The organism is Streptomyces sp. NPDC058307 (assembly GCF_042880295.1).
GTDB lineage: Bacteria > Actinomycetota > Actinomycetes > Streptomycetales > Streptomycetaceae > Streptomyces.
On record NZ_JBHVYZ010000027.1, the window covers coordinates 70,651 to 83,725 of the forward strand.

The 13,075-nt window shown below is 71.6% G+C and carries 11 protein-coding genes; 3 read left to right on the forward strand and 8 right to left on the reverse strand.

The features are described from left to right. Window positions 1–182: 182 nt before the first annotated feature. The gene (locus ACFVYN_RS20680) at window positions 183–1,727 is read left to right on the forward strand and encodes a peptide MFS transporter (protein WP_390000553.1); all 1,545 of its coding nucleotides are present in this window, start codon (window positions 183–185) and stop codon (window positions 1,725–1,727) included. 98 nt (window positions 1,728–1,825) lie between these two features. Here ACFVYN_RS20680 and ACFVYN_RS20685 read toward each other — a convergent pair whose 3' ends face one another. The 5 genes from ACFVYN_RS20685 to ACFVYN_RS20705 all read right to left on the reverse strand — a co-directional run bounded on the left by ACFVYN_RS20685 (window position 1,826) and on the right by ACFVYN_RS20705 (window position 6,313). Then, window positions 1,826–3,073, reverse strand: a complete 1,248-nt coding sequence (locus ACFVYN_RS20685; RefSeq protein WP_390000627.1) for a hypothetical protein — start codon at window positions 3,071–3,073, stop codon at window positions 1,826–1,828. Between the two features lie 65 nt (window positions 3,074–3,138). Beyond that, on the reverse strand, window positions 3,139–4,230 hold the full coding sequence (locus ACFVYN_RS20690) for a hypothetical protein (RefSeq protein WP_390000556.1): 1,092 nt from the start codon (window positions 4,228–4,230) through the stop codon (window positions 3,139–3,141). Window positions 4,231–4,373: 143 nt separating this feature from the next. After that, window positions 4,374–5,066, reverse strand: coding sequence for an LPXTG cell wall anchor domain-containing protein (locus ACFVYN_RS20695; RefSeq protein WP_390000559.1), 693 nt, complete (start codon window positions 5,064–5,066; stop codon window positions 4,374–4,376). Window positions 5,067–5,212: 146 nt separating this feature from the next. After that, on the reverse strand, window positions 5,213–5,707 hold the full coding sequence (locus ACFVYN_RS20700; protein WP_352388186.1) for an ATP-binding protein: 495 nt from the start codon (window positions 5,705–5,707) through the stop codon (window positions 5,213–5,215). 225 nt (window positions 5,708–5,932) lie between these two features. Continuing rightward, window positions 5,933–6,313 (reverse strand): STAS domain-containing protein, encoded by a 381-nt coding sequence (locus ACFVYN_RS20705; RefSeq protein ID WP_356109943.1) that lies wholly within the window; start codon window positions 6,311–6,313, stop codon window positions 5,933–5,935. A 238-nt stretch (window positions 6,314–6,551) separates the two neighbouring features. Here ACFVYN_RS20705 and ACFVYN_RS20710 point away from each other — a divergent pair, with 238 nt between their 5' ends. Next, complete coding sequence (locus ACFVYN_RS20710) at window positions 6,552–7,466, forward strand: RNA polymerase sigma factor SigF (protein WP_390000562.1); 915 nt, start codon at window positions 6,552–6,554, stop codon at window positions 7,464–7,466. Between the two features lie 211 nt (window positions 7,467–7,677). Further along, window positions 7,678–9,183 carry a ricin-type beta-trefoil lectin domain protein gene (locus tag ACFVYN_RS20715; RefSeq protein ID WP_390000564.1) on the forward strand — a complete coding sequence of 502 codons (1,506 nt, stop codon included), beginning with the start codon at window positions 7,678–7,680 and terminating at the stop codon, window positions 9,181–9,183. 12 nt (window positions 9,184–9,195) lie between these two features. Here ACFVYN_RS20715 and hutI read toward each other — a convergent pair whose 3' ends face one another. From hutI to ACFVYN_RS20730, 3 genes are read right to left on the reverse strand one after another with little or no spacing between them, the layout of a single operon-like run. Beyond that, window positions 9,196–10,488, reverse strand: coding sequence for an imidazolonepropionase (gene hutI, locus ACFVYN_RS20720; protein WP_390000567.1), 1,293 nt, complete (start codon window positions 10,486–10,488; stop codon window positions 9,196–9,198). Beyond that, the gene (locus ACFVYN_RS20725) at window positions 10,485–11,822 is read right to left on the reverse strand and encodes a formimidoylglutamate deiminase (protein WP_390000569.1); all 1,338 of its coding nucleotides are present in this window, start codon (window positions 11,820–11,822) and stop codon (window positions 10,485–10,487) included. Before ACFVYN_RS20725 ends, hutI begins: the two co-directional genes overlap by 4 nt. Then, window positions 11,819–13,075, reverse strand: a complete 1,257-nt coding sequence (locus tag ACFVYN_RS20730) for an allantoate amidohydrolase (RefSeq protein WP_390000629.1) — start codon at window positions 13,073–13,075, stop codon at window positions 11,819–11,821. Before ACFVYN_RS20730 ends, ACFVYN_RS20725 begins: the two co-directional genes overlap by 4 nt.

A 13,075-nucleotide genomic window follows, 5' to 3' on the forward strand; every position in this document is an offset into this window, starting at 1 on the left:
CCTTGGAAACCAGGTGTAGGGTTCCTCGGTTACCTGTGATTCACCTCTCAAGTCCTTCCATTTCCGTCAGTATCCTGTCGTATGGTGAATCCAATGCCTGTCGCATCGTGGGGACCTTTGGCGCGTATCCGTCGCTGAAGGTCTCTTTTGTGTGCGGTGATCCCCACCAGCAAGGAACGACCATGGCGTCCAGCCTGACGAAGGACTCGGTGACCGAGGGCACCCCCGGTTCCGACAAGACCTTCTTCGGCCACCCCCGCGGACTGGCCACCCTCTTCATGACCGAGATGTGGGAGAGGTTCTCCTACTACGGGATGAAGGCCCTGCTCACCGTCTACCTGCTCGCCGGCGGCCCCGACGCCGGCAAGGGCAGCATGGGCGGCGGCCTCGCGATGGACCTGGCGACCACCACCGTGATCGTCTCCGTCTACTCGGCGATGGTCTATCTGCTCGCCATGCCCGGCGGCTGGCTCGGCGACCGCGTCTGGGGCCCCCGCAAGACCGTCGCCATCGCCGCCGTCACGATCATGGCCGGCCATCTCACGCTGGCGCTGCCCGGCGGCCAGGCGCCGTTCTTCGCCGGCCTCGCGCTCGTCGCGGCCGGTTCCGGCCTGCTCAAGGCCAACATCTCCACGATGGTCGGCCACCTGTACGACGGCCCGGACGACCCGCGCCGCGACGGCGGCTTCACGATCTTCTACATGGGCATCAACGCGGGCGCCTTCTTCGCCCCGCTGGCCGTCGGCACCGTCGGCCAGGAGGTCAGCTGGCACCTCGGCTTCGGAATGGCCGCGGTCGGCATGGCGATCGGTCTGGCCGCGTTCCTGCTCGGCACCCGCAACCTGAACCCGCAGAGCACCCTCGTGCCCAAGCCCCTGGCGGCCGAGGAGCGCGCGGCCTGGCTGCGCAAGGGCCTGTTCTGGCTGATCGCCGCGACCGTCTTCTACGGCGTCGTCGGCTTCACCGGCCACTTCACGCTGAACTGGGCGATGATCCCGCTCACCGTCATCGGTCTGCTCGTCCCGGCGGGTGTGCTGCTGCGCATCAAGCGGGACAAGGAGCTGACGGCCGGCGAGCAGTCGAAGGTGTCCGGCTACATCTGGTTCTTCGTCGCGGCCGCCGTGTTCTGGATGATCTACGACCAGGGCGCGTCCACGGTCCAGGCGTTCGGCTCCAACGACCAGAAGACGGCCGGTTCGCTGCTCGGCTTCGCATTCCCGACCTCCTGGTACCAGTCGCTGAACCCGCTGTTCATCATGGCGCTGGCCCCGGTCTTCGCCTGGCTGTGGGTGTGGCTGAACCGCAGGGGCCAGGAGCCCGGCACCATCGTGAAGTTCGCGATGGGCCTGGTCCTGGTCGGCGTCTCGTTCTTCTTCTTCCTCATCCCGATCGCGATGGCGGCGAACGGCACCGCGGTCAGCCCGATGTGGCTCGTGGGCATCTACTTCATCCAGACCGTGGGCGAGCTGTGCCTCTCCCCGGTCGGCCTGTCGGTGACGACGAAGATGGCTCCCGCGAAGTACGCCTCGCAGATGATGGGTGTCTGGTTCCTCGCGGTCACCGCGGGCGACTCGATCACCGGCCTGCTGTCCAACCCGGCGATCGCCGGGGCAGACCTCAGCGGGACGTCCGCGGTGTTCGGGGAGGCGGCGCTGGCGGCTCTCGCCGGGTTCGCGGTGTGGATGTACCGGCGGAAGGTCAAGTCACTGATGGGTGACGTTCGCTAGCGTCTTTCCGAACCGACGGGGCCGTTGGAATCCAGGTGGATTCTGGCGGCCCCGTCGCTTCACGTGCTGTGCGCGGTTCCCCGCGCCCCTGGAGCGCCTTACCTCATCCGCCTTCCAGGCATGAAGGTGAATATCGCGCCGCCCAGCAGCACCGCCGTGCCCGCCACCAGTCCCAGCGCCTTCAGGGCCGCGTGGTCGTCGGCGCCCGTGGCCGCCAGACCGCCGCCGGCCGACGAACCGCTCGTGCCACCCGAGCCGGACGAACCGCCCGACGCCCCGCCCTCCTGCTCCTCGGTGGTCAGGGTCAGGGAGACCTTCGTCGTGTCCGGCGTGCAGGTCGTGGTCGTGCCCAGGGCCTTGATCGTCAGGACACCCGGCGACAGCGTCGCCTTCCCGGTCGCACCCGGCTTGTACGTGCCCGTCATGTCCGGGATCTCTATCGGGTCGCCCGACTTGATGGCCCCGGAGTTGGTGGGGCCCTCGACATGGACCGAGCCCTTGTCGTCGCCGCCCACCACCACGTCCATGGAGGGCTTGACCGAGTTCGCGGGAATGTCGGCGGGGCTGTCCATCGGGGAGTTCTTGAACTGGACCGTCAGGCCATAACTGCCGCCGTTCTTCTTGGCGTTGATCTGGATCGTGGAGGTGGCCTTCTTCACGCCGAGGGGCGATTGGCAGGTGTAGGGGATGTCGACCGCCTTGCCGGTGAAGTCGGTCTGGCCGCCGTCGGAGGAGGTGGCGCTCGGGGTCGCCGTGGCCGTGTCGGTCGGGGTGGGAGTCGGGGTCGAGGTCGGGTCGGGGGATTCCGTCTCGGTCGGCGTGGGCGTGGGCGTCGACGTCCCGTCACCCGCCGCCACGGTGACCGTCGCCGCCTTCGGCACCGTCTCCGTCGGCGTGCACACCGTGTTCGTCCCCATCGCGTTGACCGTGTACGGGCCCGGCGTCAGGGTCAGTTCCCCGGCCGCCGTCAGCTTCAGCGTGCCCTTCATGTCGGACAGCACCATGGCGCCGCCCTTGGGGATGGCCGGGTTCTCGCGCGGCCCGGTCATCGCGATGTCGGCGCTCTGTGCGCCGGACGCCTTCAACGTGCCGGTCGGCTGTACCGAGTTCGCCGGCAGGTCGATGATGTTCGGGTTCTTGGAGGCGGCCTGGGTGAACTTCCACACCACGTCGATCTCGTCGCCGACCTTCGCGCCGGCCGGCGCGGTGATCTCGACCTTGGTGGTGCCGTCGACGGGATCGAGGCCGACGCCGGCGGGCGGCACGCACCGGGTCGCGAACGACACCTCCGCGGCCTGGGCGGGCCCGGCCGCGAGGCCCAGCACCACGCCCGCACCGGCCAGCACCAGCGCCGCACCGGCCGCGCTCGCTCGTCCCGGCCCGCCGGCCGGGGTGACTCTCCTTCGCTTGCTCACGTGGAACCCTCTCTGGTGGGAGTCGTGGGACTCGTCGGGCTGTCGTCGTGCGGTGCGGAGAGCCGGCCACCGGCCGCGCCCGGATCGGCGTCCGGGGTGAACCACGGCAGGGTGGACGTCGAGGGGGCCGCGTGCGCGGCCGTGGAGGGCCTGAACCCCGGCAGGCGGACGGCGAGTTCGGGCAGCCGCAGGCCGCGGTGCCGGACGCCTCCGGCGGGCCGTGGCCGTATCCGGTCAACCACCGCCATGCCGACGCGGAACAGGGCCGCGGGCACCACCAGGCAGACCAGGACCCAGAACAGGGTCACGCCCCAGGGCCGGCCGACTCCCCAGGGCTGCTCGGCCAGTACCTTGCCGCCGTACTTCAGCGACACGGTGTACTCGCCGTGTGCGCCGCCCGTGAGCTCGACGGGCAGTTCGATGCGCGCCTTCCCGCCCGGCCGGATCGTGCCGCGCCACTGCTGTTCCTCCCACTGCGGGGCGAACACGCCGTGGGCGGTGCCCACTTGGAAGACCGGGTTCCGGACGGCGGAGGTGCCGAGGTTTCCGACGGTGAAGACGAGGGTGCGGGCGGGGGGCGCACCGAACCAGGTGAGCAGGCCCCCGGAGCCGTCGAGCCGGGTGTCGGTGAGGACGGACAGCCGCCCGCCGTCCGGCTGGGCGGGCAGCGGTTCCACGGCGTGCCCGGCCACCTGGAAGATCGCGTCGGCCTCGGCCTTCGCCCCGGTCACGGTGGCGACGTGCACGACGCAGGGACAGGGCACCGGCGGCTCGGCGACGGGCAGCTTCCTGCTGAAGCGCCCCTTCGCGTCCGTGGTGACGGCCCGGCCGTCCGCGTTGGCACAGGAGTTGGTGCCGCCCGGCACTCCACGCGAGGGCACCGCCTGTCCGCACACCAGGATCATCAGCAGCGCCCGCCCACGCCATCCGCTGCCGCTCACGGTGATCGAACCGCCGGTCCCCGCCTGGGACTTGGACAGCTTCACGCTCGGCCTGTCCGCCGCGGCCGCCGTCCCCGCGAGCGGCGCGAACAGCAGCGCGAGCACCGCCACCAGCACCGCCCACCGCACCTTGCCGCTCGGGCTCACGTCGTCGCTCCCGTCAACTCGGCTGCCGTACAGGGGGATGCGGGCCCGGATGCGGCCGTACGACGCCTGGGACGCCGTACGAGGAACCGATCGCCGCCCGTCACCGCGCCGCAGGGCGGACCGGACCGCCCGGACCGGGTCGCTCAGCGGCGCGCGCGGGCCGTCTGGTGGCGCCGGGTCAGCCACAGCGTGCCCGCCGCGCCGGCGAGCAGCACCGTGCCGCCGAGCGTGCCGAGGGCGATCGCGGAGTCCTCGGGGCCGGTCTGCGGGAGCGCGGCGCCGGAGTCGCTGCCGCTGTCGCTCTGTGTACCGCCGGAGGAACCCGAGCCGCCGGTGACGTCCAGGGTCAGCGAGGCGCCGGGGCTGTTGGTCGGCGTGCAGGTGGTCGTCGTACCGAGCGCCTTGATGGTGAGCACGCCCGCGGTGAAGGTGACCTTGCCGGACTTCTTCGGGGTGTACGTCCCGGTCAGGTCGTTGATCTTGATGGGGGTGTTGGCGGGGACCACGGCCTGGTTGGCGGGCCCGGTCACGTTCACGGTCCCGCTGTCCACGCCGCCCAGCCTGATGGTGGCGCTCGGGCTCATCGCGCCCTTGCCGAGGTCGACCGGGCTGGAGGAGACGCCCTTCTGCCAGGACATGGTGAGCCGGTAGCCGCTGCCGCTCTTGACGCCCTTGATGTCGATGGGCGAGACGGCGCTCTTGTCGCCGATCGGCGTCTTGCACTGGTAGTTGACGTTCACGACCTCGGCGCGGGCAGCGGGGGCGGCCATGAGCACCGCCGAGCCGGCCAGGGCCGCGACGGACGCGAGCGCGGCGGTTCGTTTCGGGTACGACACGGTTCCGCTCCCCTTACTCGTTCCTGACGGCACATCAGATCGGCCGTCAAGGTACGCCGGGGCACCGGAGGAAGGAAGAGAAAGTAAGTGGCGGAACTGTGGGGGCACCCACGGGACAGCGCCGGACGGCAGCTGGGCGGGTGCACCTAGGCGGGTGCGCCGAGCTCCGCCCACACGGTCTTGCCGGTCATCCCGGGAGCCCGTACGACTCCCCAGTCGAGGCAGAGCCGCTGCACGATGAACATGCCGTGCCCGCCGGGCCGTCCCGCCCGGTGCGGAGTGCGCGGCGCGGGCTGTCCGGTCCCGCGGTCGGAGACCTCGAGCCGGATCACCTTGTTGTCGCAGGAGATCCACAACTGGTCGGGGCCCTCCGCGTGCAGGCACGCGTTCGTCACCAGCTCGGAGACGACCAGCAGCACGTCCTCCGCGGCGGCCCGTTGGTCCGCGGAGGCCGCCGGCAGCCACCCCCACGCGTACAACGCCTGCCGGGTGAAGTCGCGCGCGAGCGGGACGACCCCGCTCTCCCCCTCGAAGCTCAGCCGGCGGACCTGCCGTCCCGTCGGCACCTCTGCTTCGCCGCCAGGCTCCACGCCGGGCTCCGGGTCACGGTCGCCCGGCGAGTAGGGCCGGGTGGTGCTCATCAGCGCTTCACCTCACCGATTCACCGGTTCACGATTCAAAACGTCGCTGCGTGGTCGCTCACCGAACAGTCAGTACGGATGTCTCCTGCCCGGGCGGACCGGTAGAACACCCCTCCATTCGGGACGTATGTCCGCCATAAGGGGTGTGACACCCGGTGGACACCGGCAGGACGAGACGAACGGGACACGAGCGGGGCCACCTGGGCCGCCACCCGGCTCGCCGCCTCAGTCACCGGGCTCGCCGGCCAGGGCCTCCTCCAGCGTGTCGTGCACGGTGAAGACCGCGTCGGCTCCCGTGATCTCGAAGACCCGTGCCACGACCGGCAGCATGCCCGCAAGATGTACGCCACCCCCCGCAGCCTCGGCCTTCAGCCGTGCCCCCAGCAGCACATTCAGTCCGGTGGAGTCACAGAACTCCAGCCGTGTGCAGTCGACGACAAGCCGGCTCTTCCCCTTGGCGAGGCACTCCTCGAGTGGCTCACGCAACAAATCGGCCGTGTGGTGATCCAACTCACCTGCTGGAGTCACGACGGCGCTGGAGCCCTCTTGCCGCACCTCAACCAGAAGCCGGCCAGACTGTGCGCTGCCGACCGTCCCGCGGTCCATGCCGTCTCTCTCTCCCGACGTCGTGGCTGCTGATGACGCCCTCGAACACTACGCCTTCTCCACACCCTCCGACACCCGAACAATCACCCACAAACGGACATAACCACACAGAAAACACTTGCGATCGTGCCGGGAAACCGGATAGGGCTAGTACAGACACGTACTCGACACGGTCGGCTTTGGAGGCGCCGCACACCGCAGTGCACGAACTGGCTTCGGCAGCCATATGCCGAGAACGATGGAGGACATCATGTCACCCCGGCTCGACGCCTCGCATACCCCACAGGCGACGTCGACATCCCCCCCGGAACATCTGAATCCCATCGAGCAGGACGGCGAAGGCGATGTGCTCGCCGGGCTCCCGGCGATCCCGCCCTTCGAAGAGGTGGGAGCCGTGGACGCGCGCGCCCTCTCCAAGACGCTCTTCGCGCGGCTGGAGTCGCTGGAGGAGGGCACGCACGAGTACTCGTACGTCCGCAACACGCTCGTCGAACTGAACCTCGCCCTGGTCAAGTTCGCCGCCTCCCGCTTCCGCTCCCGCAGCGAGCCGATGGAGGACATCATCCAGGTCGGCACCATCGGCCTGATCAAGGCGATCGACCGCTTCGAACTCAGCCGGGGTGTGGAGTTCCCCACCTTCGCGATGCCCACCATCGTGGGCGAGATCAAGCGCTTCTTCCGTGACACGTCCTGGTCGGTGCGGGTTCCGCGCCGCCTTCAGGAGCTCCGGCTCGACCTGGCCAAGGCCGGCGACGAGCTGGCCCAGAAGCTCGACCGCGCCCCCACCGTGGGCGAGCTCGCCGAACACCTCGGACTCTCCAGGGAGCAGGTCGTCGAGGGCATGGCGGCGTCCAACGCGTACACCGCCGCCTCACTGGACGCCCAGCCCGAGGAGGACGACTCCGAAAGCGCGCTGGCCGACCGGATCGGCTACGAGGACCACGGGCTCGAGGGCATCGAGTACGTCGAGTCCCTGAAGCCGCTGATCGCCGAACTCCCCTCCCGGGACCGCCAGATCCTCTCGCTGCGCTTCGTCGCGGGCATGACCCAGTCGGAGATCGGCGAGGAGCTCGGGATCTCGCAGATGCATGTCTCGCGGCTGCTGTCGCGGACTCTGGTACGACTGCGCAAGGCACTGACCGTCGAGGAGTGACGCGGCGGCACGACTGACCTGCGCGGGTGCCCGGTGTCCGGTGGGACACCGGGCACCGTGCGTGCGGGGCCCGTCGCGGTTACTGGGAGAAACCCTTTCCCCAACGGTGCGCTTCCCTCACTATGGTCCCTCACAGACTGGCCGGTACGTCAGGATCCAGTGCGTCAGGATCCGGTACGTCAGGAGCCGGTTCGTCAGGAGGAGGGTGCGCATGACTCGCCCTGAGGGGGCGTCCGACGCCCGGCTCACGGAGCTGATGCGTGCCGACACGGCCACGGCGTACACGGCCCTGGTGGAGCTCCGCGCCCGCCACCAGCCCTCGGTGCTGGCCTACGCCCGCCTCTGCACGGCCGGGGAGAGCGCCGCCCGGCAGCTGGCCGCGCAGACCTTCACCCTCACCGCCCGGGAGACCGCACGCGGAGTCGACCCCGGCGTCCCGTGGCGCCACCGGCTCCTGCTGCTGACGGCCCGGTCGGCAGCCGCGTGGGCCGGGGACGACCGGGCGGCGGGCCTGGACCCGAGCGTCCTGCTGCTCCTGAACACGGCCGGTCCGGGGGGCCCGGTGCCACCCATGCTCGCCGCCTTCGAGTCGCTGCCGGCCCGCATCCAGGGCCTCGTCTGGTACGGCCTGGTGGAGGCCGAGCCGGACCACCGCACCGCCGACCACCTGGGCCTCACCCGCCCGGACGTGGTCCACGGCACCGAGGGGGCCCTGCACTCCCTGGCCCGGACGTGTCTGAGACGGCGCCTCGCCGCCTCGGACGACCCCCGGTGCGCGGACTTCCACCGCCTCATCGAGGAGTCCGTACGACCGGACAGCCCCCGTGCCAGCGCCGACCTGCACGCCCACATGGCCCACTGCCCGCACTGCACGGCGGCCCACGAGGAGCTGTGCGCGCTGCGGGACACTCCGCGGGTGGCCCTGGCGGAGGGTCTGCTGCCGTGGGGCGGAACGGCGTACGCGGCGCGGAGCGCGCCCGAGCCTCAGGCGCGGCCACGGGCGGGCTCCCGTACGCCGTCCGGCGCCTGGCCGCGACCACGTCGGCTCGTCCTGGCCTCGGCGGCGCTGGGGGTGGCTCTGGTGCCGCTGTCGCTGTTCCTGGTGTCACAGCAGGGCGACTCCCCGGCGGGCGCGTCGGCCTCTGCTTCGGTCTCGGCTTCAGTGGGCGTGGTGCTGCCCGGCCCACCGCAGGTGACGGTGACGACGACAGTCTCACCTTCGCCTTCCCCCACCCCGACGACCCGACCGCCGTCCCCCTCCCCCACGAAGAGCTCGGCACCGCCCCGCAGGACGAGCCCGCCCCCCTTCCGCGCGCCGGGCGGCTCCTACGCCCAGGTGGTCAACGTCGCCTCAGGACGCTGCCTGGACGTCCACGGCGACTTCGCCGAGGGCACGGACGTCGTCACGGCCCCCTGCACCTCGGACGGCTCCCAGCGCTGGCGCGTCGACGCCGCCCGGGGTGTCCTCCAGTCCTCCGCCGACCCCGACTTCTGCCTCGACAGCCGCGGCGACGTCGACAAGGGCCTCGGCATCTGGTCCTGCGACTCGGTCGGGGGCGACAACGGCGACAACCTGCGCTTCACGGTCGACCCCGACGGGGTGATCCGCCCGGCGATCGCCATCGCGACGGGGATGACACCGGGGGGCGGCAAAGGGGTCTCGCTGGAGCCGCTGACCAGGGGTGCGGAGCAGCGGTGGCGGGCGGGGGCGGGGTAGGGGCGGCTGCCGTCAGAGCACGCGCGTGCCGCGCCGCCACACGCCGCTGACCAGCGGTACCCCCGGCCGGTAGGCCAGGTGCACATGGCTCGGGGCGTCCAGGAGGAGCAGGTCGGCGCGGGCACCCGGGGTGAGGCGGCCGATGTCCTCGCGGCGGAGGGCGGCCGCTCCGCCCGCCGTGGCCGACCAGACGGCCTCGTCCGGGGTCATCCGCATGTCGCGTACCGCGAGGGCGATGCAGAAGGGCACCGAGGAGGTGAAGGAGGAGCCCGGGTTGCAGTCCGTGGACAGGGCGACGGTGACGCCGGCGTCCAGGAGGCGGCGTGCGTCGGGCCACTCGGCGCGCGTGGAGAACTCCGCGCCGGGGAGAAGGGTGGCTACCGTACGGCTGTTCGCCAGGGCGTCCACGTCCTCGGCGGTGAGGTGGGTGCAGTGGTCGGCGCTGGCCGCGTCGAGTTCCACGGCGAGTTGCACTCCGGGGCCGTAGGAGAGCTGGTTGGCGTGGACGCGGGGGTGCAGGCCCTTCGCCTTGCCGGCCGTGAGGATCGCGCGGGCCTGGTCGCCGTCGAAGGCGCCCTTCTCGCAGAAGACGTCGATCCAACGGGCGTACGGGGCGCAGGCGTCGAGCATCTCGCCGGTGACGAGGGAGACGTAGGCCGCCGGGTCGTCCGTGTAGTCCGGCGACACGATGTGGGCGCCTAGGTAGGTGACCTCGTCGGTGTGGGCGGCGGCGATGCGCAGGGCCCTCGCCTCGTCCTCGACGGTCAGGCCGTAGCCGGACTTGGTCTCGAAGGTGGTCGTGCCCTGGCGGAGGGCCTCGGCGAGGTAGCGGGTGAGGTTCGCCTCCAGTTCGGCGTCCGTGGCGGCGCGGGTCGCGGCGACCGTCGTGCGGATGCCGCCCGCGCTGTAGGGCCGCCCGGACATGCGGGCGTTGAACTCCTGGGTGCGGTCGCCCGCGAAGACGAGGTGGCTGTGGGAGTCGACGAAGCCGGGCAGGACCGCCCGGCCGCCCGCGTCGACCCGATTGTCAGTGGCGGGTGCTTTGCTTTGATCACCGGTCCACACGACGCGGTCGCCCTCGATGACGAGGGCCGCGTCCTGGATCAGTCCGAGGGGAGATCCGTCACCCAGGGAGGGGTCGTTGGTGACCAGAGCGGCGATGTTGGTGATGAGCGTGCTCGCGGTGCTCGCGGAGTGGGCGGGGCTGACGGTCGTCGCGTTGCTCATGGCGTCCTCGGTGGCCTGGTCGGCGGTAGGGGCGGGGTCGGGGGCGGGCCGCCGTGGGGGCGGGCGGCCCGGTGTCATCCGTGCAGCGCGGCGACGGCGTCCGCGAGGGCTTTCGGCACATCCGGCACCAGAGCGTGGACCCCTTCGCGCACGACGTGCCGACCTCCCACGACCGTGTGCGACACGTCTGCTGCGGACGCGGCGAATACGGCCGTCTCGGCCCCGAGCCGCGGAGGCGGCCCTGCCGTCCTGACCGAGTCGAGCGCGATGGTGGTGAAGTCGGCGAGCGCGCCGGCCTCCAGGACGCCCGCGCCGTCCCAGCCGAGGGCCGCGTGGCCGTCGGCCGAGGCCGCCCGCAGGAGGGCCGCCGCCGTCCAGTGACCTCGCGTACGGGTGCGCAGGCGCTCGTTCAGCTCCATCGCGCGGGCCTCTTCGAGCAGGTCGATGACGGCGTGGCTGTCGGAGCCGAGGGACAGCGGTGAACCAGCCTTCTGGAGGGCTACGGCCGGTCCGATGCCGTCGGCGAGGTCCCGCTCGGTGGTCGGGCACATGCAGGTGCCGGTGCCGCTGCCGCCGATCAGGGCGATGTCCTCGTCGGTGAGGTGGGTGTTGTGGACGCCGGTGGTGCGCGGCCCGAGGACACCGTGCTCGGCGAGCAGTTCGGTGGGCGTACACCCGTGGGCGGCACGGCACGCGTCGTTCTCGGCGGTCTGCTCGGACAGGTGGACGTGGAGCGGGGCCCGCCGCTCCTGGGCCCAGCGCGCCACGGTCGCCAACTGGTCGGCGGGCACGGCCCGTACGGAGTGGACCGCCGCACCGATCCTCGCGTGATCCCGGTCCTTGAGAACTGAACAGCGTTCGGCCCAGGCCTGCGCGCTGCCGTCGGAGAAGCGCAACTGGTGGGTGTCGGGCGGGTGTCCGAAGCCGGAGGAGAGGTAGGCGGTGTCGAGGAGGGTGATGCGGATGCCGGCGTCGGCGGCGGCCTCGATCAGCGCCTCGCCCATGGCGTTGGGGTCGGCGTAGGGGGTGCCGCCGGGGGCGTGGTGCAGGTAGTGGAACTCGCCGACCGCCGTGACACCGGCCAGCGCCATCTCCGCGTACACGGCACGGGCGAGGTCGCGGTAGGTGTCCGGGGTGAGCCGGCCGGCGGTGGCGTACATGACCTCGCGCCAGGTCCAGAAGGTCCCGGAGCCGACCTGGACGGTGCCGCGCAGGGCCCGGTGGAAGGCGTGCGAGTGGGTGTTCGCGAGGCCCGGGAGGGTCAGTCCGCGCAGGATCTCGGCGCCGGGGGGCGGGGTGCCGGTGTCCGTGTGGACGGTGGCGATCCGGCCGTCGGTCACGTCCACGGCCACGCCCGGCTCGACATGGGTGCCGAGCCAGGCGTGCTCCAGCCAGTAGGTCTTCGCTGTCACCTGCAGGCCAGCCCTTCCAGTACGTCGGCGAGCGCGAGGACTCCGGCCACGCAGTCGTCCTCGGCCGCGAACTCGGCCGGGGAGTGCGAGACGCCGGTGGGGTTGCGCACGAACAGCATGGCGGTCGGGATGTGCCCGGAGAGGATCCCGGCGTCGTGTCCCGCCCCGGTTCCCAGGACGGGCACCTTGAGATCGGTGCCGGTGCCCAGGACGCGGGCGAGTTCGTCGCGCAGGGCGTGGTCGAACTCGACGACCGGGGTGAAGGACTCCCGGACCACGTCGAGGTCGACGCCGTGCGCCTTCGCGTACTCCCCGGCCGCCTTCTCGATGGCGCCGACCACCTGGTCGAGGCTGTCCTGGTCGGCGGCGCGGGAGTCGAGCCAGCCGCGCACCAGCGAGGGGATGGCGTTGACGCCGTTCGGCTCGACGGTGATCTTGCCGAAGGTGGCGACGGCACCGGCGAGTTCGGCCTCCCGGCGGGCCGCGAGCACGGTCTCGGCGTACGACAGCATGGGGTCGCGCCGGTCCACGAGGCGGGTGGTGCCGGCGTGGTTGGCCTCTCCCTTGAAGTCGAACCGCCAGCGGCCGTGCGGCCAGATGGCGCTGGCGATGCCGATCCGGTCCCCTGAGAGGTCCAGCGCCCTGCCCTGCTCGACGTGCAGTTCGACGAAGGCGCCGATGCGGGCGAGCCGTTCGGGGTCGGCGCCGATGCCGTCGGGGTCGTACCCGGCGGCCTCCATGGCCCGCGGGAGCGTGACGCCCTCCCCGTCGGTCAGCAGGTGCGCCTGCTCGGCGGTGAGCTGCCCGGAGGTGAGGCGTGACCCGACGCAGGCGAGCCCGAAGCGGGCCCCCTCCTCGTCACCGAAGTTGACGAGGGCGAGGGGTTTGGCGAACTCGGCCCGCCGTGCCCGGAGTTCGTCGAGCGCGGCGAAGGAGGACACGACTCCGAGGGGGCCGTCGAAGGCACCCCCGTCGGGCACGGAGTCGAGGTGGGACCCGGTGACCACGGCGTCCCCCTGGGCCTGATCCCCGAGCCAGGCCCACTGGTTGCCGTTCCGGTCGACCTCGTAGGTCAGTCCGCGGGTCTCGGCCTGCTCCTTGAACCAGGCCCGGCACTCGGTGTCGGCCCCGGTCCACGCGAACCGGCGATAGCCGTGCGAGCCGGGGTGCCGGCCGATGGGGAGCAGCTCGCGCCACATCTCGTGAAAGGAGGAGGTGCCGGGGGGTCGAGCCGTTCCGGAGTCGGCGCCCAC